Origin of the sequence: Rubrivirga sp. S365, from assembly GCF_032248475.1 — a bacterium.
GTDB classification, from domain to species: Bacteria; Bacteroidota; Rhodothermia; order Rhodothermales; family Rubricoccaceae; genus Rubrivirga; species Rubrivirga litoralis.
This window is the reverse complement of record NZ_JAVTTN010000001.1, coordinates 761,447-783,308: the sequence shown is the minus strand read 5'-3', so window position 1 is coordinate 783,308 and position 21,862 is coordinate 761,447. Positions and strand designations below refer to the sequence as shown.

At 70.3% G+C, this 21,862-nt stretch carries 14 protein-coding genes; 7 read left to right on the top strand and 7 right to left on the bottom strand.

Features of this window, described 5'->3' with window-relative positions; translation table 11 throughout:
* Window positions 1–91 precede the first annotated feature (91 nt).
* The 3 genes from RQM47_RS03500 to RQM47_RS03490 form a co-directional block, all read right to left on the bottom strand.
* Complete coding sequence (locus RQM47_RS03500) at window positions 92–745, bottom strand: HPP family protein (protein ID WP_311661136.1); 654 nt, start codon at window positions 743–745, stop codon at window positions 92–94.
* 188 nt (window positions 746–933) lie between these two features.
* Complete coding sequence (hflX, locus tag RQM47_RS03495; protein ID WP_311661135.1) at window positions 934–2,334, bottom strand: GTPase HflX; 1,401 nt, start codon at window positions 2,332–2,334, stop codon at window positions 934–936.
* Window positions 2,335–2,538: 204 nt separating this feature from the next.
* A complete protein-coding gene (locus RQM47_RS03490) occupies window positions 2,539–4,611 on the bottom strand; it encodes a BatA and WFA domain-containing protein (protein ID WP_311661134.1) in 2,073 nt (690 codons plus the stop codon).
* A gap of 127 nt (window positions 4,612–4,738) precedes the next feature.
* On the opposite strand from RQM47_RS03490, the gene RQM47_RS03485 reads away from it, so the two are divergent.
* The 4 genes from RQM47_RS03485 (at window position 4,739) to RQM47_RS03470 (ending at window position 10,789) form a co-directional block, all read left to right on the top strand.
* Window positions 4,739–5,359 (top strand): Uma2 family endonuclease, encoded by a 621-nt coding sequence (locus RQM47_RS03485; protein WP_311661133.1) that lies wholly within the window; start codon window positions 4,739–4,741, stop codon window positions 5,357–5,359.
* A 135-nt stretch (window positions 5,360–5,494) separates the two neighbouring features.
* Window positions 5,495–8,413 carry an excinuclease ABC subunit UvrA gene (gene uvrA, locus RQM47_RS03480; protein WP_314007371.1) on the top strand — a complete coding sequence of 973 codons (2,919 nt, stop codon included), beginning with the start codon at window positions 5,495–5,497 and terminating at the stop codon, window positions 8,411–8,413.
* A gap of 55 nt (window positions 8,414–8,468) precedes the next feature.
* Window positions 8,469–9,623: a glycosyltransferase family 1 protein gene (locus RQM47_RS03475; RefSeq protein ID WP_311661130.1), complete on the top strand. Its 1,155-nt coding sequence runs from the start codon at window positions 8,469–8,471 to the stop codon at window positions 9,621–9,623.
* Window positions 9,620–10,789, top strand: a complete 1,170-nt coding sequence (locus tag RQM47_RS03470) for a glycosyltransferase (RefSeq protein WP_311661129.1) — start codon at window positions 9,620–9,622, stop codon at window positions 10,787–10,789. Before RQM47_RS03475 ends, RQM47_RS03470 begins: the two co-directional genes overlap by 4 nt.
* A gap of 52 nt (window positions 10,790–10,841) precedes the next feature.
* On the opposite strand, the gene RQM47_RS03465 is transcribed toward RQM47_RS03470, so the two are convergent.
* Window positions 10,842–13,418: an efflux RND transporter permease subunit gene (locus tag RQM47_RS03465; RefSeq protein WP_311661128.1), complete on the bottom strand. Its 2,577-nt coding sequence runs from the start codon at window positions 13,416–13,418 to the stop codon at window positions 10,842–10,844.
* Between the two features lie 94 nt (window positions 13,419–13,512).
* On the opposite strand from RQM47_RS03465, the gene RQM47_RS03460 reads away from it, so the two are divergent.
* Window positions 13,513–13,926, top strand: coding sequence for a MaoC family dehydratase (locus RQM47_RS03460; protein ID WP_314007368.1), 414 nt, complete (start codon window positions 13,513–13,515; stop codon window positions 13,924–13,926).
* A gap of 97 nt (window positions 13,927–14,023) precedes the next feature.
* Here the strand turns inward: RQM47_RS03460 and RQM47_RS03455 are convergent, their stop codons facing one another.
* Both RQM47_RS03455 and recF read right to left on the bottom strand, forming a co-directional pair.
* Window positions 14,024–15,511, bottom strand: coding sequence for a M48 family metalloprotease (locus RQM47_RS03455; protein ID WP_311661126.1), 1,488 nt, complete (start codon window positions 15,509–15,511; stop codon window positions 14,024–14,026).
* Between the two features lie 5 nt (window positions 15,512–15,516).
* Window positions 15,517–16,674, bottom strand: a complete 1,158-nt coding sequence (recF, locus tag RQM47_RS03450) for a DNA replication/repair protein RecF (RefSeq protein ID WP_311661125.1) — start codon at window positions 16,672–16,674, stop codon at window positions 15,517–15,519.
* 88 nt (window positions 16,675–16,762) lie between these two features.
* Here recF and murQ point away from each other — a divergent pair, with 88 nt between their 5' ends.
* Window positions 16,763–17,713 carry an N-acetylmuramic acid 6-phosphate etherase gene (murQ, locus tag RQM47_RS03445; RefSeq protein ID WP_314007364.1) on the top strand — a complete coding sequence of 317 codons (951 nt, stop codon included), beginning with the start codon at window positions 16,763–16,765 and terminating at the stop codon, window positions 17,711–17,713.
* A gap of 292 nt (window positions 17,714–18,005) precedes the next feature.
* Window positions 18,006–21,404, top strand: coding sequence for a transcription-repair coupling factor (gene mfd, locus RQM47_RS03440; protein ID WP_311661123.1), 3,399 nt, complete (start codon window positions 18,006–18,008; stop codon window positions 21,402–21,404).
* Here the strand turns inward: mfd and RQM47_RS03435 are convergent.
* Complete coding sequence (locus tag RQM47_RS03435; protein WP_311661122.1) at window positions 21,395–21,838, bottom strand: DoxX family protein; 444 nt, start codon at window positions 21,836–21,838, stop codon at window positions 21,395–21,397. The genes mfd and RQM47_RS03435 overlap by 10 nt on opposite strands.
* Window positions 21,839–21,862: the final 24 nt, after the last annotated feature.

The following is a 21,862-nucleotide window of genomic DNA, read 5'->3' as shown; positions in this document are numbered from 1 at the left end:
CGCCCGCAGGGGCGGTTGGTGGCAAGGCCACGGGGCGCCAACCCTAGGTTGTACCTCGTACCCCGTATTCTGTACCCGCCCGGAGGGTGTCTTACACCTCGAGGTAGCGGAGGAAGGCGGCGGCCCGCTCCTCCAGGTCGCCCTCGGCCTCGTCGAACGAGCCGACGACGTGGTACCCGTAGTGCGTCATGATGTGGCGGACGCGGGCCGTGTCGGTCACGTTCAGCTTGAGCGTCACGCGCACGCGGCCCTCACCGGGATCGTCCTCGGTCGAGACCGACAGGATGCGGACCCCGTTCTGCTCGACGATCTGGGCCACCTGACCCAGCGAAAAGTCCTGGCGGGCGGCGTCGAGGACCATGATCGCGCCCGGCTCCTCGGTCGCGAGCATGTGGGCCAGCTGCCCGAACACGTCCTGGCGCACGACCAAACCTGCGTACTCACCCTCGCCCGCGAGGACGGGGACGACGCTCAGCCCGTGCTGCCGCATCACGTGGGCGGCGTCGAACACGTGCGTGTCGAGGCCGATCGAGACCGGCTCGCCGGCCATGAGCGACCCGAGCGGAGCCTCGGAATCCGGGTGCGCCCGGAGCGCCTCCTCGATCACGATCGAGTCAAGGCGGCCGTCGGAGTCGAGCACCGGGAGGTGCGAGACGTGGTCCTCTGCGAGCGCGAGCAAGGCTTCGGCGACGGTGTCGTCTGTCGAGAGCGCGTCGAGGTCGCTGAGCAGGGTGGCAACAGTCATGGTCGGAGGGGGGACGACCCGGTAATGGGAAAGCTACCGCGGGGCGGCTCCCCCTAGACGTACAAGCCACGTTCCATATGACGCGGGCGGGGCGGAGAATCCGACCATTCGGGATCCTCCTTGGTCCGCTGGGGGAATTCGCCCCTCACCCCGCCCTCGCTGCGAGGGCGGGGCGGCGCCGTGGCGGGTTACTCCGCCCGATCCGCCAGGGTGGCAGGGGTCTCGGCACCGTCGCCGGCGGGGTCGGCAATGGCCTCGTCCCAGCGGAGGCTGCCGTAGCGCTCGAGCATCCGGTCGAGGTCGGGCGCGTTCTTGCGCGAAGCCCTAAACCAAAGGCGGACCACGGGCACGCGGCCGGCGCTCGCGTCGAATGCGTCCTCGGCGTAACCGACCTCCTCGTCGGTCACCTCGGCCACCCGGTGGACGTGGGCGCGGGCCTTGGCCTCGGTGACGGGCAGGATGGCCGTGCGGTCGACGTAGTCGGACTCGACGAGCGCGAGCGTCCGCTCGCGGAGGTCGTCGAGGCCGATGCCGCGGGCGGCCGAGATGAACACGGCGTCGTCGTACTGAGCGCGGAGAGCGTCGAGCAGGCCGCGGTCTTCCAGCGCGTCCACCTTGTTGAACACCATGAGCGTCGGCTTGTCGAGCGCGCCGAGCTCCTTGAGCGTCTCGTTCACGACGCGGACGTGGTCCTCGGCGTTCGGGTGCGTCACGTCGACGACGTGGAGCAACAGGTCGGCCTCGCGGGTCTCGTCCAGCGTGCTCTTAAAGCTCTCGACGAGCGCGTGCGGGAGCTTGCGGATAAAGCCGACTGTGTCGGCGAGCAGGACCGACTTGTTCGTGTCGAGCTCGACCTGACGCGTGGTCGCGTCTAGGGTCGCGAACAGGCGGTTCTCGGCGAACACCGACTCGTCGGCGAGCGCGTTCATGAGCGTGCTCTTGCCGGCGTTCGTGTAGCCCACGAGGGCCACGCGCGTTTCGTCGGCGCGGCCCTTGCGCTGGGTCGTCCGCTGGCGGTCGATGGTGTCGAGCTGGTCCTTGAGGACCGCGATCCGCTTGCCGATCAGGCGGCGGTCGGTCTCGATCTGGGTCTCGCCCGGCCCGCGCATCCCGATGCCGCCCTTCTGGCGTTCGAGGTGCGTCCAGGCGCGCGTGAGGCGGCTGCGGAGGTACTCGAGCTGGGCGAGCTCGACCTGGGCCTTGGCCTGCGACGACCGAGCGCGCTCGGCGAAGATGTCCAGGATGAGGCCCGAGCGGTCGACGAGCTTGACCTCGGTGTCCTCGGACTTGAGCGCCTTTTCGAGGTTGCGGACCTGGACCGGCGTGAGGTCGTCGTCGAACACGACGAGGTCGGCCTTGTGCTTTTCGGCGGCCTGGCGGAGCTCCTCGACCTTCCCCTTGCCGATAAACGTGGCGGAGTGGATGCGGGGGAGCGACTGCGTGAGCCGGTGAGCCGTGTCGGCGCCGGCCGTGTCGGCGAGGAGTTCGAGCTCGTCGAGGCCGTCGCGGAGGTCGTCCTTCGTGGTGTCGGGCGTCTGGACGCCGACGAGGATGGCGGTCTCGCGGCGGCGGGCGGGGCGGGGCGTCAAAAGGCGGGCGGGGCGGGCGGGGTGGGGACCGGCGGAGCCGGCAGGAGATAACGCGGGGGAAGCTAAATCGGTATGCGCTGAGCCGCTCTGGCGCGCGGGTCTGCACGGGCGGGGCGGTCTGGAAACCGCTCTGGCCGCCCCGCCCCCGCGGCGGCAGACGGGCCACCGACGGCGCCTGACCGCCCCGCCCCCAGAGCGCGCGGGCTAGCCCGCGGGCGGGGCGGCGGCCTTTTTCCAACGCGTCGTCAGCGCCGTTTCGGCGAGCAGGCACGCGAGCGCGAGCGCGAGGGAGACGGTCCACAGCGGCGTCCCGGCCGCCCCGCCCGCCGAGAGCGCCGCGGGCGCGGCGTCGAGCACGCGGACCGGCCGGCCGGTGACGGCTTCGAGCCGCTCCGCGGCGACGGCCGGGTCGAGGGCCGCTGGGTCCGACTCGCGCGCGTCCTCGTTGACGGCGACCACGCGGAGCGTCCGCTCGCCCTGGACGACGCGGTAGAGGCCGGCGCGCGCCGTGGCGTCGTCGAGGTCCAGGACGACGGCTCCCGGAACCGTCCGCTGGAGCGGCGTCGTGGTGATGCCGTCGGGGCCGACGAGGCGGAGCGGCTGGCCTGCGTCCACGCCCTCGACGCGGACCGTTCCGTCCGCCCCGCCCGTCTCGCCCACGACCGAGCCGGCAGCGAGGTAGGCCGCGGCGCGGTAGAGGAGCGGGACGAACAGGCCGCGCTGCGGGAGGTCGCTCCACGCGAGGTCCGGCGCGACGGCGACCAGGAGCACGCTCCCCTCACCCCGCCGGATCTCCTGGAGGAACGGCGGCCCCGCCTGGAGCCCGATCAGCGTCGACTCGTCGCCCCCGCCCGGGCGGTACCGCGCCGCCTGCGCCACGTCGACCTGTTCGAGGGCGGGGCGGGACGCATCGAACACGCCGGCGAAAAGCGGGTGCTCCAGGTCGGCGTCAGTCGTCGTCCCGATCGGAGCGCCGCCCCGCTCGCCCATGACGCCGTCGATGCGGCCGCCGCCGACGGCCTGGAGGAGCGGGTTGAGAGCCTCAGGCTGGTCACCTGGAAACGCGAGGACGCCGCCGCCATTCGCCACGAACGCTTCGAGCCGCCCCGCCGACGCGCCCACGTCGCGGGGGCCAACCAGAACGACGGCGTCGTAGCGGTCGAGGTCAGCGCCCGGCAGCGCGCCCTCGTCGATCTCGTTGAGCGCCACCCCGCCCCCTTCGGCCGTGACGCCGAGCGCGAGTGTGACGAGGTCCGCCCGCTGCCCGTCGCCGCGGACGATCAGGACGCGGGGCGGCGGCGGCACGCGGAGCGCAAAGGAGCGCGCGTCGTCCCACTCCGCCGCGTCGGCCTCGATGCGGACCTCCCCGCCCAGCCAGCCGCGCGCGGGCGGGGTGACGGTAAATCGCGCCGTGGTCGGCGTGCCGGGGACCACGTCAACGGCCGTTTCAGCCACGCGCTGCCCGTCCAGGCTCAGCGACGCGCCGACGGTGCCGGGGCGCCCGCCGTAGCGCGCGACCGTCGCCTCGACCTGGACCGGCCGCCCCGGCTCGATGATCCGGCTGACGACGCGCACGTCGGTTACGGCCGTGTTGACCTGCCGGCGCCCGCCGAACGGGATCAGCGTCACGTCCACGTCCGGCGGGAGCGCTGCGCTGACGGAGTCGGTAAACGTGGCCGCCTGGAGATCGCTCAGGACGACCACCTCGCGGCGCGGGTGGAGGGCGCCGTCCAGCACGCTCCCCGCCCGCGCGACCGCGGCCGTGAGCGGCTCGGCGCCCGCCAGCGCCTCGGTCGCCGCCACGCCGTCGAGCGCCGGCCCGGGCGTCGTGAACGGGACCGGCCGGTACCCCGCGGGCGGGGCGGTCGGGAGCACGGTCCGCTCGTCGCCCCGCCCGGTCGCGTCGATGAGGGCGGCGGCGGTCGTCTTGGCTTGATCCAGGAGCGCACCCTGCGCGTCGCGGAGCGTCATCGAGCGGCTGTTGTCGAGAACGACGACGAGGCTTCTCGCGGCGCCCGCCTCGAACGCGCCAGCGTCGGCCGTTGGCACCGGCCGCGCGAACGCGAGGACCAGGAACACGACGGCGAGCGCGCGGAGCGCGAGCAGCAGCCACTGCCGGATGCGGACGCGCCGCATCGCCGTCGCCTCGATCTCGCGCAGGAACCGGAGCGTCGAGAAGTCAATGCGCTGCGGCCGCCGAAAGTTGAACAGGTGGATGGCGATGGGGATCGCCACCGCCGCGAGGCCGGCGAGGAGCAGGGGGTTCAGGAACGTCACGGGCGGAGGCTACGGCTGCCCCGCCCCCAACGCACGCCCCGCCCCGCTCGCGCCTGCACATACGCGCCCGCATGCGAGGGCGGGGTGGCGCGTTGCACTCTGGACTCCGCCCCGCCCCAGGTCCGCCATGACTGACCGCTCCGCCCTCTCCGCGCGGCTTCAGCAACTCTTCCCGGCGGAGGCAAAACGCCGGTTCGCCTTCCGGGACCGCCCTCTGCCAGAGGGAACGGCGGAGTTCATCGATGGCGAGGTGATCGTTCACCCGCCCCGCCCCGCCCGCGACATCTCGGCTGCGGGCCGCCTCTGCGTCCTTCTGAGCACCTACGTCCAGATCAACGCGCTCGGGTGGATCGGTACGGGCAGAACGCTCGTGGGGTTGACCCGGAACGACTACCGGCCCAGCCTCTGCTTCTTCGGCCAGGAAAAGGCTGAGACCATCACGCCGACGACACTCCTGTTCCCCGCCCCCGACCTCGCAGTTGAGGTCCTGTCGCCGAATACCGCCGCCCGCGACCGTGGCGTCAAGCACGACGACTACGCCGCGCACGGCGTCGACGAGTATTGGATCGTAGACGCCGAGCACGAGACGGTCGAGCAGTACCTCCTGCACGACGACGTGTACCAGCTGGCGATCAAGGCGAACACGGGCGAGATCGCGTCGCGCGCCGTCGACGGGTTCGTCATCCCCGTCCGCGCCGTGTGCGACGACGCCGCCAACCTCGACGTCCTCCGCGCGCTCCTAGCGTGACCGTCCCGCCCGAGCGGGCGGGGCGGGGTGGCGCAGGGCGGAGCGGATGACACGGCGGCTTCACCCCGCCCTGGCACCTTGGGCGCGCGGGGCGCGTTTTCTCCTCCCCCACCCCGCCCTTTGGGTCCGCCCCCGATGCCCGAGACGACCGCCCCGCCCGCTGCCCGCGCCAAAAACCGCTTTGTCGGGCGCGACCTCGTCGTCAAAGGCGCACGCCAGCACAACCTGAAGGGCGTCGACCTGACGATCCCCAAGCGGCAGCTCGTCGTCGTGACCGGGCCGAGCGGGTCGGGCAAGTCGTCGCTCGTGTTCGACACGATCTACGCTGAGGGCCAGCGCCGCTACGTCGAGAGCCTGAGCGCCTACGCGCGCCAGTTTCTCGACCGGATGGACAAGCCGGACGTGGACCTCATCACGGGCCTAGCGCCGGCGATCGCGATCGAGCAGCAGACGGGCACCAAGAACCCGCGCTCGACGGTCGCCACGCAGACCGAGGTGTACGACTACCTCCGCCTGCTCTACGCCCGCGTCGGCACGACGGTCTCGCCGGTGAGCGGGGAGGTGGTCACCCGCGACAGCCCGCGCTCGACGGCCGAGGCCATCCAGGAGGCGCTGTCGGCGAAGACGCGGTTCTACCTCTGCTTCCCCTTCCCCGACCACAAGGGCGCCAAAAAGGTGGAGGAGCTCGAAGCGCTCCTCGCGCGCGGCTTTTTCCGCCTCGTCGCCCTGCCGACCGAGAAGCAGGCCGAAAAGGGCAAGGCGCCCGAGGTCCTCGACCTCAACACCACCCCGCCCGCCGACGTCAAGACGCCCACGAAGCGGCTCCTGGTGCTCGTCGACCGCCTCGCCACCAAGCCCGGCGACGACGCGACGACGAACCGGATCGCGGACTCGGTCGAGCAGGCGTTCCGCGAGGGCGGCGAGCGGGCCGTCGTGGTCACCGCCCCGCCCCCGTCGTCGGGTGGCGAGCCGTTCGAGACGCTGACGTTCTCGGCCCTTTTCGAGCGCGACGGGATGACGTTCGAGGAGCCGACAGCCCAGCTGTTCTCGTTCAACTCGCCGCTCGGCGCCTGCCCCGCCTGCCAGGGCTTCGGCCGCGTGCCCGGCGTCGACCCCGACCTCGTCGTCCCCAACCCCGAGCTCTCCATTCGGCAGGGCGCCGTCGCCCCGTTCCGCACCGAGCAGTGGTCGAAGCACCAGCGGACGCTGCTCCGCGTGGCGGCCAAGGAGAGCGTCGACCTGGACGCGCCGTACACGCTCCTCCCGCAGGAGCACAAGGATCTCGTGTGGGCGGGGCGGGGCGACTACGTCGGCGTCAAGGGCTTCTTCGACTACCTCCAGAAGAAGCAGTACAAGATGCACTACCGCATCTACTCGGCCCGCTTCCGCGGCTACACGCGCTGCCCCGCGTGCGACGGCTACCGGCTCCGGCCCCAAGCGTTGCACGTGAAACTATGCGGCCCGGCGCTGGGCACCGACGGCGACACGACCCGGTGGACGCACATCGGCGAGCTCGCCGAGCTCACGACGGCCGACGCGCAGACGTTTTTCGAGTCCGTCGAGCTGTCGGACCACGACGAGGAGGTGGCGGGGCGGATCCTGACCGAGATCCGCAAGCGCCTGGGCTACCTCGTCGAAGTCGGCCTGGACTACCTCACGCTCGACCGCCTCGCCATGACGCTCTCGGGCGGGGAGACGCAGCGGATCAACCTCGCCACGTCGCTGGGCTCGTCGCTCGTCGGCAGCCTCTACGTCCTCGACGAGCCGACGATCGGGCTCCACCCGCGCGACAACGACCGGCTCATCACGATCCTCGAAGGGCTCCGCGACATCGGCAACACGGTCCTCGTGGTCGAGCACGACGAGCAGATGATGCGCCGCGCCGACCAACTCGTCGATGTCGGCCCCGGCTCGGGCGCGCTGGGCGGGGAGGTCATGTTCCAGGGCACGTACGACCAAGCCCTCGACAGCGACGACTCGCTCACGGGCGCTTACCTCTCGGGCCGCCAGTCGATCCCTGTTCCGGCGGAGCGCCGGCCGCTCGACCCGAACCGCGTGATCACGGTCGAGGGCGCGCGCGAGCACAACCTCAAGCGGCTGACGGTCTCGTTCCCGCTCGACCGGATCACCGTCGTCACCGGCGTGTCGGGCAGCGGCAAGTCGACGCTCGTGAACGCGACGCTCTACACGGCGCTCCAGCGCCTCAAGGGCCGCGACTTCGAGGGCAAGGTGGGCGCCCACGATGCCGTCCACGGCTCCGAGCTGATCGAGAACGTCGAGATGATCGACCAGACGCCGATTGGAAAGTCGCCGCGGTCGAACCCCGTCACCTACGTCAAGGCGTTCGACGCCATCCGCGACCTGCTCGCGAGCACGCATCAGGCCAAGATCCGCGGCTACCGCGCTGGCACGTTCTCGTTCAACGTGCCCGGCGGCCGGTGCGAAGTGTGCCAGGGCGAGGGCGTGGTGCAGGTCGAGATGCAGTTCCTGGCCGACCTGTACCTCGAGTGCGAGGCGTGCCACGGCAGACGGTTCAAGCAGGACGTGCTCGAGATCCGCTACAAGGGGAAAAACGTGGCCGAGATCCTCGACCTCACGGTCGACGAGGCCGTCACGTTTTTCGAGGGGCAGAAGCGGGTCCTCAACAAGCTCCAGTCGCTCCAGGATGTCGGGCTGGGCTACCTCACGCTGGGGCAGCCGTCGAACACGCTCTCGGGCGGGGAGGCGCAGCGGGTCAAGCTGGCGTCGCACCTCTCGAAGCAGCACGCCGGCCACACGCTCTACCTGTTCGACGAGCCCACGACGGGCCTCCACTTCGACGACATCAAGACGCTGCTCGGCGCCTTCAACGCACTCGTGGATGCGGGCCACTCGGTCGTCCTTATCGAGCACAACCTGGACGTGATCAAGGCGGCCGACTGGGTCATCGATATCGGCCCCGAGGGCGGCCGGCGCGGCGGGTTCGTCGTGGCCGAGGGGACGCCGGAGCAGGTCGCAGACGTCGAGGCCAGCCACACGGCCCCGTTCCTCCGCGACGCACTCGCGCGTGCGTAAGCGGGCGGGGTGGCGTTTCTTTCGTAGCCCCCTCCCCCACCCCGCCCTCGCGTCCGTGCCCACCCCGCCCGATCCCCTCCGGGTCGCCCTGTTCACGGGCAACTACAACCACATCGAGGACGGCGTCTCGCGGACGCTCGGGCGGCTCGTCGGGTACCTGGAGGAGCAGGGGCACTCGGTCCTCGTGGTCGGGCCGACGGTCCCAGATCCGCCCCTGACGCAGCCGGGGGAGTTTGTGGAGGCGCCGTCGGTGCCGTTTTTCAACCGGGCCGAGTACCGGCTGGCGACGGGATTTCCGCGTTCTCTCCGCGCCCGCGTCGAAGCCTTCAGGCCAGACCTTGTTCACGTCGCGTCGCCGGATGTGCTGGGTCACCGTGCGGTGACGTGGGGGCGGAAGCACGGGCTCCCCGTCGTTTCGACGTACCACACGCACTTCCCCGCGTACCTGGGCTACTGGGGACCGACGTGGCTGGAGCCGGTCTCGTGGGCCGTCGCCCGTGGGTTTTACGGCCGCTGCAACGAGGTCTACGTCCCGACGCCGACGTTGCTCGAGGAGCTGCGGTCGCACGGCATCCAGACGACGTTCCGCCTGTGGCCGCGGGGGATCGAACTCGACCGCTTTTCGCCAGCTTACCGATCCGATGCGTGGCGGGCGGGGCGGGGGTTTGAGCCGTCGGATGTGGTCGTTTCGTTCGTCAGCCGTCTGGTCAAGGAAAAAGGAATCGACGTGTACGTCGAGGTCGTCCGCCGATTGCAAGCGAGCGGCGCGCCGGTGCGCGCGCTCGTCGTCGGGGATGGCCCGGAGCGCGCATCGCTCGAAGCCCGCCTGCCGGGCGCCGTGTTCACCGGGCACCTGGGCGGGGTGGAGCTAGCGACGGCTTACGCCTCGTCCGACGTGTTCCTCTTCCCCAGCGAGACCGAAACGTTCGGGAACGTGACGCTGGAAGCGATGGCGTCCGGCCTCGCCGTCGTCTGCGCGGACGCGGCGGGCAGCCGGAGCCTAGTGACCGACGGCGTGACGGGCCTCCTGTGCCCGCCCCGTAACGCGGACGCGTTCGAGGCCGCCGTCCGCCGCCTCCTCGACCGCCCCGCCCTCCGCGCTGATTTGGGCGGGGCGGCGCGAGACGCCGCCGGCGACTACAGCTGGCCCACGGTCCTCGCGACGATGGAGGACTATTACCGAGGCGTGCTCGCCTCCACGTCTCGATGACCGTTTGCGACCTGACCCACGCCTACCACGAGACGAGCGGGGGCATCCGCACCTACATCGATGCCAAGCGCCGGTACGTGCTGGAGAACACGGACCACACGCACGTCCTCGTGGTCCCGGGGAGCGAGGACCGGGTGGAGCGGGGCGAGCGGTGGGCGACCTACTGGATCAAGAGCCCCCTCATCCCCGGCGCGGCGCCGTACCGCTTCTTGCTGCGTCGCGGCGCCATGGTTGAGGCGCTGGGGGCCGCTCGCCCCGACGTCGTCGAGCTGAACAGCCTGTACCGCGAGCCATCGGCCGCGTTCGAGTACCGGCGGCGCCACCCGGGTGCGGTCGTCTCTGGGTACTACTTCACCGACCTCCCGAGTGCCTACGTCCGCCCCGCCGCCGAGGCCGTAGCGGGGCAATGGGCGGCGGGGCACGCCGAGCGGTGGGCCGAGCGCTATGTCCGCTCCACATTCGACCACTGCAACCTCGTCTGCGCTCCGTCTCCTGCCCAGGCCGAGCGGCTCACGCGGATCGGCGTCGAGGACGTTCACATCGTCGTTCCCGGCGTGGACCTGGAGACGTTCCACCCCGCCCGCGCCTCCAACACAGTGCGCGCCGACCTGAGCGTGCCGGGCGGGGCGGTCTTCGCGGTCTACGTCGGCCGCCTCGACTCGGAAAAGCGGACGGCGACGATGGTCGAGGCGGTCCGCCTGGCGAACGAGACGGCGCCGGTCGTCCTCGTCCTCGCCGGCAACGGCCCCCACCGCCCCGCCCTCGAAGAAGCCCAGGCCGAGGGCGCCGCCATCCGCGTCCTCCCGTACCAGGACAACCGCGACCAGCTCGCGCGCCTCCTCGCCTCCGCCGACGTCTACCTCACGGCCGGACCGCATGAGACGTTCGGCCTGTCGGTCGTCGAGGCGCAGGCGTGCGGCTTGCCCGTCGTCGGCGTCGAGGCCGGCGCGCTCGTCGAGCGCGTCCCCCCCACCGTCGGGCGGCTCGGCCCCGTGGACGACGCCGCGGCCATGGCGGCGAACCTGCTCTGGGTAGCTGCCCGACGCGACGCGCTCGGACCCGCCGCCCGCCGCCATGTCGAGGAGCAGTTCTCGTGGGCCGCCTCGTTCGAGACGCTGTTCGCGCTGTACCGAGAGGCGCTCGGTCGCCCCGCCCCGCCCGCTTAAGGGGCCAAGCGCCGCCCCGCCCTCGTAGCGCCTCGCGGGCGGGGTGGCAGCTTTACTTCGTGCTCTCCGAGGGGGCGTGAAGCTTGAACACGGGGTGGCGGAGCGCGTCGGGGTCGCCCACGTCGTGTCGCTTCCGGCGCGGGCGGGGCTCGAGCCAGCGGTTGTCCTCGGCGACCTGGAGCAGGGCGGGGAAAAAGGCGAGCGTCGCTACGAGCGTCGTCCCGATCCCGACGACAGCGAGGACGCCGATCGACCGGAGGCCGGGGTGGTTCGAGACGAGGAGCCCACCGAAGCCGATCAGGTTTGTAAGCGCCCCCATCGTCACGTGCTCGCCCGTCGAGCGGAGCACGCGGCGGATCGAGCCCCGCCCCTCCTCGCGGTAGCGGTGCGTCAGGTGGACCCCGCCGTCGTTCCCGATCCCGAGTACCGTGGGCAGGACGACGAGGTTGTAGAACGTGAGCTGCACGTCGAGCAAGACCATCGCGCCCAGCATCCACACCAGCCCCACCGCGAGCGGGGTGACAGCGACGAGCGTCCACCGCAGCGACCGGAACGACACGAAGACGAGCACGAAGACGAGCACGAAGGTCACGCCCACCATCAGCTGGCTCTCCTCCTGCATCAGCTTCAACATGTCGGCCGCGACCAGCTGCGTCGACGCCGCGAAAAACTCCCCGCCGTCGGGCGTCGTCACCTGGCCAATCAGTTCGCCAAAGCGGATCGACCGCCGGCCGTCCGACAGCTTTCCTCGGGGGAACACGATGACGAAGTTGCCCACCGTCCCCTCTCGCGTCATAAACGGCCGCGTGATAAACGCGGGGACGCTGTCGAGCGGAATGGGCGTGGTGGCCGAAGCCGCTTCACGAAGCCGCTGGATCTGCCCCGTCGTGTCGGCCGCGAGGAACGGGTCCTGAAGGACCTCCCGGACTTCTGCCAGCCGGTCCAGCTTCCGCCGTGTCGTCTCAGGGTCGGTGGGGAACCGCTCCTGGAGGCTCTCGACGGCCAGGATCATCGAGTCGCGCTCTGCGAGCCGCTTGAGCGCCGCCGTTACGGAGCGGACGTCCTGCGGGTCATCGAGGAGGATATACGCTGGGTTCCGGCGCTCGCTCTGCCCAAGTGCCGGCGTCAAGGCCTGGGCTCGCCGCTCGTAGTCGGGGTACTCCGGCTCCAGGTTCGAGAAGTTGTACTCGAACCGCACGTCGGGCACCGCCAGTACGCAAAGAGCCGTAATGCCTAGACACACCGAGACAACCGTCCGGGAAAAGGGGAACCGGACGTCGGGCTCGTATGCCGACGCCTCGCCCCGCGAGCGCAGGTTGAGAGCCCCCACACGCTCGGCGATGCTGAGGAGGGCGGGGAGGACGAAGAGCATCGAGATCAGCGCGAACACGATGCCCATGCCCCCGATGAGCCCGAACTCGCTGAACCCCCGGAAGTCCGCGATTTGGAGCACGAACAGGGCAAACGCCGTCGTAAAGGCCGAAACAGCGATGCCCTGCCCCGTGCTCACGAACGTCTCCTCGACGGCGTCCGAGACACCCCGCCCCGCCCCACGCTCTTCGGCATACCGAGCGTAAAAGTGGATGCCATAGTCGATCCCGAGCCCGAACAAGACCAACCCGAGCGTCGACGTCATCAGGTTGAGCGTCCCGAACGCAGCCCCCGCCACGCCCGCCGTCCAGCTCAGGCTGATCAGCAAGGGAACCGTGAGGAGGAGCGCCGTGACCGGCGTCCGCAGCAGCTCGACCGCGACGACGCGCCATACGAGCCTCCCCCCCGTCCGCGCTTGAACCGATTTGTAGAGGAAATACAGGACGACCGTTAGAACCACCGCGAGCACGCCGCCGCCGAACGAGTTCTGGACGTCCGACGTGATCGACCGGACCTCGACCGCCTGCTTCAGGATCTGCCCCGCCGGCGTCACCACCATCTCCGGGTGGTACCGCCCCGGCTGCATGCGGATGACGAGTTCGTCTACGTCGGCGTAGAGTTGCTCGACGAACCCGATGTCCGTCTTCGAGCCCGTCGGGTAGAACCGGACGACGAGCGTCGTCGAGTCCGGGCTCATCGTGTACTCCGTCAGCGCGAGTTGCGCGAGGTCAGCCCGAAGCTCGTCCTGCTCTTGTTGACGCTGTTGCTGAAAGGCGTCTGCCTCGTCACCAAACAGGTCCATCCGCAGCGGATCCGTGGTAGACCGTACCTGGGACGCCGTCTGGCGGAGGAAGTCTTCGAGGCGGTCGAGCTCATCGAAGGTGGCGAAGTACAGCGCGTTCTCCGTCACGAACCGCACGTCTCGGCGGAAGTCGTACCGCGAGAAGTAGGGGTCTCCAGATACCCCCTGGAGCTCCATCATTCGGGGGATAAAGTCTTCGGCGAACGCCAGGTTCGCCTCGAAGTCTGGGCTCGTGATCGCCACGTCGACGGTCGTCTCGGCACCCACCGCCTGCTGCAGCTTGTTCAGCGCCTGGACGCTGTCAAAGTCCGGCGGCAGCAGCGTCGCAATGTTCGTATCAATCCGCAGCTTGACCGCCTGACTCACGCCCAGGGCGACAAACGCAAACGCGACGACCAAGACCGTCAGCGGGTGCCGTACGATCCATCGGGGAATGATGCGGAGTCTCTCGTTCAACGCTGCGGGGGCGTGGGGGGGAGGAGCAAGCGTAGTCTAGGAACAGACGGCGGCGGGCCGTTTCACGTGAAACCAAACCTCTTTCGTCCCCCTGATGCCCAACACATACGACTCGCTAACGGTCGGCGACACCTTTTCGTGGTCCCGCACCGTCACGATGCAAGACGTGCAGACGTTTGCAGACGTGACCGGCGACGACAACCCGATCCACATCGACGAGGAGGCTGGAAAAGCCAGCCGGTTTGGACAGCCCGTCGTGCACGGCGTCTACGTCCTGGGACTGGCGTCGAAGGTGCTCGGCCGTGACTTTCCTGGGCCGGGCTCGATCGCGGTCTCGCTGTCCGCCAAGTTTCTCCGCCCCGTCCCCGTTGGCGCCGAGGTCACGATCGAAGTCAAAGTGGCGGAAAAGATCGAGCGCCACCGCCACGTCCGCATCCGGCTCTACGCCTACGTCGGCGGCAAGATGTGCCTGGGCGGGGAGGCCGTCGTGATCCCGCCCGACGCGTGACCGCCCCGCCCACGACGTGGGGCGGGGCGGGGATCGCACGCTGCGGCCGAGTTGCCCCCACCCCGCCCCTGTCGCTCGGGCGGGGTGGGGGCATTCACTAGGACGGGAGCTTGACGGAGCGGCCGCTGGGGATCGTCTCGTCCAGCGTCACCTGGTTCATAATGGCCACCTCCTCCGCGGTGAACCCCGGGGGGAGCGTCCGGCCCCGGAGCATCGACCGCAGCGTCGTCGGGCGCTGGACCGTCGTGACCTCCAAGCGGGAGGGCTGGCGGTTCAGGTACCGCTGGTTGGTCAGCCGCTCGAAGCTGTCTGCGACGGACCGGAACGTCCGCGCGTACTGGCGTAGCCCGTCGGGCGACGTGATTCCCAGGATCTGATACACGTTCCCACCAAACTCTACGAACGTCGCTGAAAACCCGACGGCACCCTGCTGCTGCTGGGCTTGCCCTTCGACACGGAACGCCTGTCCCGCGCCTACGGACACCGGCCCGCTCCCCGACACCTGAACGCCTTGCTGGCGCGCAAACGCTTCGGCCGCCGCTCGCGCAGACGGCTCCTGCGCGAGTGAGAGCTGGATCAACGCCTGCCCGTTCGGCTCGCCAATTAGGAAGGCGGCCGGCGAGTTCTGCGTCTGCCACCCGCTCGGGAATGAAAGCTGAAACCGGAGGTCCGGGTGGTAGAACGTGTTTCCCTCGACGAACCCCTGCCGCGGGTCTTCGCCGACGACGATCCCCTCGATCTCCCGGAGGTACGGCACCGCGTCGACTGTCGTCCCCTGCGGGTCGTACTGGGCGGCCAGTTCGGGGATCGTCTGCGCCCGCTCGCCCGGGTTCGGGTGCGTAGAGAGGAAGTTGGGCAGCGCGCCCCCCGACTGCTCGCCCAGACGCTGGAGCGCACGGAAAAAGCCCGCCGCCTGCGTCGCGTCGTACCCCGCGTACTCGGCGTAGGCGACGCCCGCACGGTCCGCCTCGCGCTCAGCGCCCCGCCCGTACTTGAGCGTCAGGAGCTGCGTCGCCTGGCTGCCGTAGTTGAGGATGCCTTCGGCGATGTCCCCGCCACCGACCACCCCGCCCACGACGGCGGCGCCGAGCAGTCCGAGCTGGTTGAGCTGGGACCGCGCCGCCTGTTCGGACGAGTGCCGCGCCAGCACGTGACCGATCTCGTGTCCGAGAACGACGGCCAGCTGCGCCTCGTTCTCGAGGTGCGACAGGAGCCCGCGCGTCACGTAGATGTACCCGCCGGGGAGCGCGAAGGCGTTGACGACGGGCGAGTCGAGCACCCGGAAGTGGAACGGCGTGTTGCGGACTTCGACCGGTGTGTTGGCGTCCGTGTACGCGCTCGTCTGGAGCACCTCCTGTCCAATCCGCTCGACGTAGGCGTTCAGGGCGGGGTTGTCGTAGAGGCCGAACTGGGCCGTGATCTGCTGGTCCGACTGCCGCCCCAACTCGACCTCCTGCTCCCAGGTGTAGGCGCCCCGTTGGGACTCGCCCGTCACGTAGTTGGTGTTGGCCGTCCCGCACCCCGCGAGAAGGACGAGAAGGAGGAGGGCGGGGCGGGGCAACCGGCGGAGTCGGGAAGGGCGCATAAGAGTCAAGGCGAGGGAGCGAGGGTAGAGTAGACGGAGCCCTGTTCCACGTGAAACAGCGCGTGCGCGTCCGTTTCGAATGAGAGCAGGGACTCGAAGGGGTCGAGGGACGCTGCTGTAATGAACGACTGCCCCACGTCCCCCGACGCGAGAAGGTCGAGGACGAGCCGTGTGCGGTCGGGGTCGAGCGGGCCGAACACGTCGTCAAGGAGGAGGAGCGGGCGTTCGTCGGACGCCTCGTGGAGGTACAACGCCTGGCCGACACGGACGGCGAGGGCGAACGTCCGGTGCTGGCCGTGCGATCCGAACGCGCGGAGGTCGTGGCCTCCGACGCGGAAGTCGACCTCATCAAGATGTGGGCCAACGGTCGTGCGGCCCGTCTCGCGGCTCCGCGCCCGCGTCCGGTTCAGCGCCCGGCGCAACGCGTCCTCCGCCCCGCCCGATTCCTCCGCCCCGCCCTCGTCCGGCGCGACCGACGGCACGTACGTCATGGTGAGAGGCTCGCCCGGCTCCCCGAGGCGCGCGTAAGCGTCGGCGAGGTAGCGCTCGAACTCCTGCACGAAGGCGGAGCGGCGCGACACGATCCGCCCGCCCGACACGGCGATCTCCTCGTCCCACGCGTCGAGCGTGCCCGGCGGGAGCGCGCGGCCGCGGCGGACCTGCTGGAGCAACGCGTTCCGCTGCCGGAGCGCTCGTCGGTAGCGGACGAGGTCGTCGAGGTAGACCGGATACGCCTGGCTGAGCGTAGCGTCAAGGAACCGGCGCCGCTCGGACGGTCCACCCGCCGTCAGCTCGTGGTCCGCCGGCGACAGGATCACGACGGGCGTCCGTCCGACGAGGTCGACGAGGCGGTCGAGCGGCGCCTTGTTGATGAACGCGCGCTTGCCCTCGCCGGGGACGACCGCGACCCGGGCGTGGAACCCAGAGCGGACGTCTCCCTCGATGTCGGCCTCGACGTCGAAGTGAGCGGCGCCCCGCCGCACGACGTGCGCGTCACGAGCGGCGAGGAAGCTCTTCCCCAGGCAGAGGTAGCTGATCGCCTCGAGCAGGTTGGTCTTTCCCGCCCCGTTCGGCCCGACGATCAGGTTGACGCCGGGGGCGGGGTGGAGCTCGGTCTGCGCGTGGGCGCGGAAGTCGGCGAGTCGAAGGCGCGTAAGGTGCACGGGGGCGGGGCGGGGCACCCGTCGTACCGACAGATCAGAACGCGGTTCGACGGCGTAGGCCGCCCCTCTCCCCCACCCCGCCCCGCTCATGCCCACCCCGCCCGCCACCGGACAGGCGCTGTTCGACCAACTCAAAAGCCTCACGACCGAGAAACGAAACCCGCGCACCGTCGGGATCGACACCGCTCCGCTCGCCGACGTGCTCCAGATGCTCCACGAGGAGGACCAGCGGGCCGTCGACGCCGTGACGCCCGAGCTGCCCTACGTGGCGCAGGCGGTCGAGATCGTCGAAGAGGCGTTCCGCTCGGGCGGGCGCCTGTTCTACGTCGGCGCCGGGACGAGCGGGCGGCTCGGCGTACTCGACGCCGCCGAGTGCCCGCCCACGTTCGGGACCCCGCCCGAGCTCGTGCAGGGCCTGATCGCCGGCGGGCGCGAGGCGATGTTCGAAGCGCAGGAGGGCGCCGAAGACAAAGAAGAGAACGGCGCCGAGGCGGTAGACGCTGCCGGCGTGACGAGCCGCGACGTGGTCTGCGGCATCGCCGCGAGCCGGCGGACGCCCTACGTGGTCGGCGCCGTCGCCCGGGCGCGCGAGATCGGCGCGCGGACGCTGTTCGTCACGTGCAACCCCCGCAGCCAGTTCACGCTCGACGTGGACGTCGCCATCTGCCCCGACGTCGGCCCGGAGCCCATCATGGGCTCGACGCGCATGAAGAGCGGGACGGCGACGAAGCTGGTCCTCAACATGCTCTCGACGGCTACCATGATCCGTCTGGGGAAGGTCTACGAGAACATGATGGTCGATCTCCAGATGACCAACCAGAAGCTCGTCGAGCGCTCCAAAAAGATCGTGATGGCGGCAACCGGCGTCGGCTACGACGAGGCGGCCGAAGCGCTCGGCGCCGCAGACGGCCACGTGAAAACCGCCCTCGTCATGCTCCTCGCCGACGTGGACGCGGACGAGGCACGCGACCGGATCGAGCGGGGCGGCGGGTTCGTGCGCCACGCCATCGCAGACGAGGCGGCGGAGAGCGGGGCGTGAGGCCACCCCGCCCCGCCCCTGCTGGACGGGCGGGGTGGGCAGCGCCATGAACCGCCCCGCCTGGCGCTCCCCCCGCGTTCTTCCCATCGCTCCGCTCAGGGGAAGAACGCTGTCCCCCTCACGCGTGACGGGGGGAGCCGCGCCACCGCCCCGCCCTCGCTCGGCGGGCGGGGCGGGGCGGCCCCTCCCCTTTTCGTGCAGACTCAGCCGGGCGCACGAACCAGAGCGCGGGCGGGGCGGTTGTCTCCCCTCCTCCACCCCGCCCGGGCGCCACGCGTGCCGGGCCGACCGCATGCCCACGACGCTCACCGACCTCCGCGCCCGGCTCTCGGCCCTCCCCTTTTTCGAGCGCGTCCGCGACGAGGTTGACGGCCTCACGCCGGGCGACTCGCTCCGCCTCAAGGGGACAGTCGGCTCGCTGCCCGCCTTCGTCCTGGCCGACCTGCTGGACGAGACCGGCGGCCCGGTCGTCGCCCTGCTCGCCGAGAGCGAGAGCGCGGACTACCTCCGCTCCGACCTGGAGCAGCTGTTGGGCGGGGTGGAGCGCGTCCTGTTCCTCCCGCCGACCGGGCAGGACCCGTACGACCCCGAGCAGCTCAGCGACACGCTCCCGCTCGTCCAGCGCGCCGACGCGCTCGGCCGCCTCCGCGACGGCTTCGACGGCCTTCTGGTCACGAGCGTCGAGGCCATCTCCGAGCTCGTGCCGCTCCCCGAGACCGTCTCCGACGAGACGCTGACGATCCGCGTGGGCGACACCGCCCCGCCCGAGGAGCTCATGGACCGCCTGAGCGGGCAGGGCTTCCAGCCCGTCGAGTTCGTGAGCGAGCCCGGCGAGCTGGCGCTCCGCGGCGGCATCCTCGACGTGTACCCGTTCGCCGGCGGCTACCCGGTGCGCCTGGAGTTTTTCGGCGACGAGGTCGACCAGATCCGCGAGTTCGACCCGCAGTCGCAGCGGTCGATCACGCGGCTGGAGTCGACGCGGCTCGTGCCCAACCTGGACGCCGAGCGGTACGCCGAAGCGGGCCACGTCACGCCGCTCGACTACCTCCCCGCCCAGACGCCGCTGGCGCTGTTCGACGCGCAGCGGCTCGTCGAGAAGGCGCAGGAGCTGTACGACGCGGCGGCCGAAGCGTACACCGAACGCGTCGACGCGCTCGACGAGGACGAGGAGCCGCCCACCCCGCCCGAGACGCAGTATCTCGCGGGCGGGGCGCTCTCGGCGCTCATCACAACCCGCCCCGCCCTCCTCTTCGGCACGTTCTCGGGCGAAGGCGACCGGACGCTGGAGCTCGCGGCGACGCCGCAGCCGTCGTACAACGGCGACCTCGGCCGCCTCCGCGACGACATCGACGGGCGGGGCGGAACGGATTATGTCGTGCTCTGCGACAGCGCATCACAGAAAAACCGGCTGTGGGAGCTGCTCGGCGGCGATCTGGAAACGGGCAAGCCGCCCAAGGCGGATCTCCTGGTCGAGTCGCTTCACGAGGGGTTTGAGGTGCCCGCGGCCGGCCTAGCCGTCTACACCGACCACCAGCTGTTCAACCGCTACCACCGGCCCACGTCGCGGAAAAAGGCGAAGGCGCGGGGTGGTCTGTCGCTCCGCGAGGTCAAGGCGCTCCGCCCCGGCGACTTCGTGGTCCACGTGGACTACGGGATCGGCAAGTTCGCGGGGATGCAGACGATCACGGTGCGAGAGCAGAAGCAGGAGGCGGTCCGGCTCCTCTTCAAAGGCGGCGACGAGCTCTTCGTCAACGTGGCGGCGCTCCACAAGCTGCACAAGTACACCGGCAAGGAAGGCCACCAGCCCAAGCTGACCAAGCTGGGAACGGGCGCCTGGGACCGCCTCAAGGCGCGGACCAAGAAGCGCGTCAAGGACATCGCCCGCGACCTCATCAAGATCTACGCGAAGCGGCGCGCCTCGCAGGGCTTCGCCTTCAAGGGCGACACGATCTGGCAGCGCGAGCTCGAAGCCGCCTTCGAGTTCGACGAGACGCCCGACCAGGCAGCGGCCATTGACGCGATCAAGGAGGACATGCAGCAGCCGATCCCGATGGACCGCCTCGTCTGCGGCGACGTCGGGTTCGGCAAGACCGAGGTGGCCGTCCGCGCCGCGTTCAAGGCGGTCCAGGAGGGGAAGCAGGTGGCCGTCGTGGTGCCGACGACGGTCCTCGCGAGGCAGCACACCGAGACGTTCACGAAGCGCATGGGCCGCTTCCCTATCCGCATCGCCCAACTGAGCCGGTTCGTCACGCCGGCCGAGCAGAAGGAGGTGGTCGCCAAGCTAAAGACGGGCGAGGTCGACGTTGTGATCGGTACGCAGCGGGTGCTCTCGAAAGACATCGAGTTCAAGGACCTCGGCCTGCTCGTCGTGGACGAGGAGCAGCGGTTCGGCGTGGGCTCCAAGGAAAAGCTCCGCAAGCTCCGCCCCAACGTCGACACGCTCACGCTGACCGCCACGCCGATCCCGCGCACGCTCCAGTTCTCGCTGCTCGGCGCCCGCGACCTGTCGCTCATCCAGACGCCGCCGCAGAACCGGCAGCCGGTCACGACTGAGATCCACACGTTCAACCGCGACCTCATCCGCGACGCCGTCCTCTACGAGGTCGGGCGGGGTGGTCAGGTGTTCTTTATCCACAACCGCGTGCAGACGATCGACGAGATGGCGGCCATCATCCGCTCGCTCGTCCCCGACGTACGCATTCGGACGGCGCACGGGCAGATGTCGCCGTCGGAGCTCGAAAAGGCCATGCTCGGGTTCATGGACCGCGAGTACGACGTCCTCGTCTGCACCAACATCGTCGAGAGCGGGCTCGACGTGTCGAACGCCAACACCATCATCATCGACCACGCCGAGCGCCACGGGCTGGCCGACCTCCACCAGCTGCGCGGGCGGGTTGGCCGCAACGACCAGCGGGCGTTCTGCTACCTGCTCGTCCCCAGCGTCCACAGCCTGACCAAAGAGGCGCGGCAGCGGCTCCAGGCCGTCGAGGAGTTTTCGGACCTGGGCGCTGGGTTCAACCTGTCCATGCGCGACCTCGACATCCGCGGGGCCGGCAACATGCTCGGCGCCGAGCAGTCAGGGTTTATCGAGGACGTCGGCTTCGAGACGTACCACAAAATCCTGGACGAGGCCGTGCAGGAGCTTCGCGCCGACGAGTTCGCCGAGGTCTTCGCCGATCAGGACACTGCCCCGCCCCCGCCCGAGCCCACGGTCGATGTGGACGACGACGTGTTCATCCCCCAAGACTACGTCACGAACCCGGTCGAGCGGCTCAACCTGTACCGCCGAATCGCCGACGTCGAGACGGACGAAGCGGTCGCTGAGTTCAAGGCCGAGCTCGAAGACCGCTTCGGCCCCGCCCCGCCCGAGGTTGGCACGCTGCTGGGGCTGGCCGCCATGCGCCCGCTCGCCATGCGGCTGCGGCTGCCGCGCGTGGTGTGGAAAAACGAGCGCCTGTTCCTGACGGTCCCGGAGCCGAAAGACGACCCGTACTTCCACACGAAGGTGTTCGACCGTTTCCTCCAGGCCCTCAACGGCCTGGGCCGGCGCTACGCCATGAAGGACAGCCGCTCGGGCAAGCTCCGCGCAATCGTCCAGGACGTGTCAACGCTCGCCGACGCACGCGAGGTGCTGGAGACGTTGGCCGCAGCTGTCGAGGCCACCGCCCCGCCCGAGCCAGCTCAGGTGTAGGTGTAGCTCGGGTTCCGCCGGCGGATCGCCGTGTCGACCGCGTACCGCCCCGCCCCCATGACGGCGAACGCGAGGCCGACGACGAGATAGAGGAGGGCGAGTTCGCGGTCCGTGAACGCGTCCCCCGCGTGCCGTCCGAACGCGGCGACGCCGAGCGTGAAGGCGACGAAGAGCCCAGCGGGCCGCGTAAGGAGGCCGACGGCAAGCAAGAGGCCGCCGACGAACTCGGCCAGGCCCGCCGCCCATGCGAACAGGGTCGGGAGCGGAAAGCCGATCGCGGCGACGCCGTCTACGAACCCTGGGGAGGGCGGGAGCTTCCCCAGGCCGTGCGCGAACGCGAGCGTGAGGCCGAACCCGAGCCGGATCAGCAGGAGGCCGAGGTCGGTCAGGCGCGACGTGGTGCCGGTGCCGAACAGGAGGGAGCGGAACGTCATAGGGCGGGGCGGTGCACGCGCTCC

Coding starts and splice junctions, on each gene's coding strand:
- murQ (WP_314007364.1), top strand. CDS start 16,763: ATGCCCACCCCGCCCGCCACCGGACAGGCGCTGTTCGACCAACTCAAA.
- RQM47_RS03485 (WP_311661133.1), top strand. CDS start 4,739: ATGACTGACCGCTCCGCCCTCTCCGCGCGGCTTCAGCAACTCTTCCCG.
- RQM47_RS03460 (WP_314007368.1), top strand. CDS start 13,513: ATGCCCAACACATACGACTCGCTAACGGTCGGCGACACCTTTTCGTGG.
- mfd (WP_311661123.1), top strand. CDS start 18,006: ATGCCCACGACGCTCACCGACCTCCGCGCCCGGCTCTCGGCCCTCCCC.
- RQM47_RS03455 (WP_311661126.1), bottom strand. CDS start 15,511: ATGCGCCCTTCCCGACTCCGCCGGTTGCCCCGCCCCGCCCTCCTCCTT.
- RQM47_RS03435 (WP_311661122.1), bottom strand. CDS start 21,838: ATGACGTTCCGCTCCCTCCTGTTCGGCACCGGCACCACGTCGCGCCTG.
- RQM47_RS03470 (WP_311661129.1), top strand. CDS start 9,620: ATGACCGTTTGCGACCTGACCCACGCCTACCACGAGACGAGCGGGGGC.
- RQM47_RS03500 (WP_311661136.1), bottom strand. CDS start 745: ATGACTGTTGCCACCCTGCTCAGCGACCTCGACGCGCTCTCGACAGAC.
- uvrA (WP_314007371.1), top strand. CDS start 5,495: ATGCCCGAGACGACCGCCCCGCCCGCTGCCCGCGCCAAAAACCGCTTT.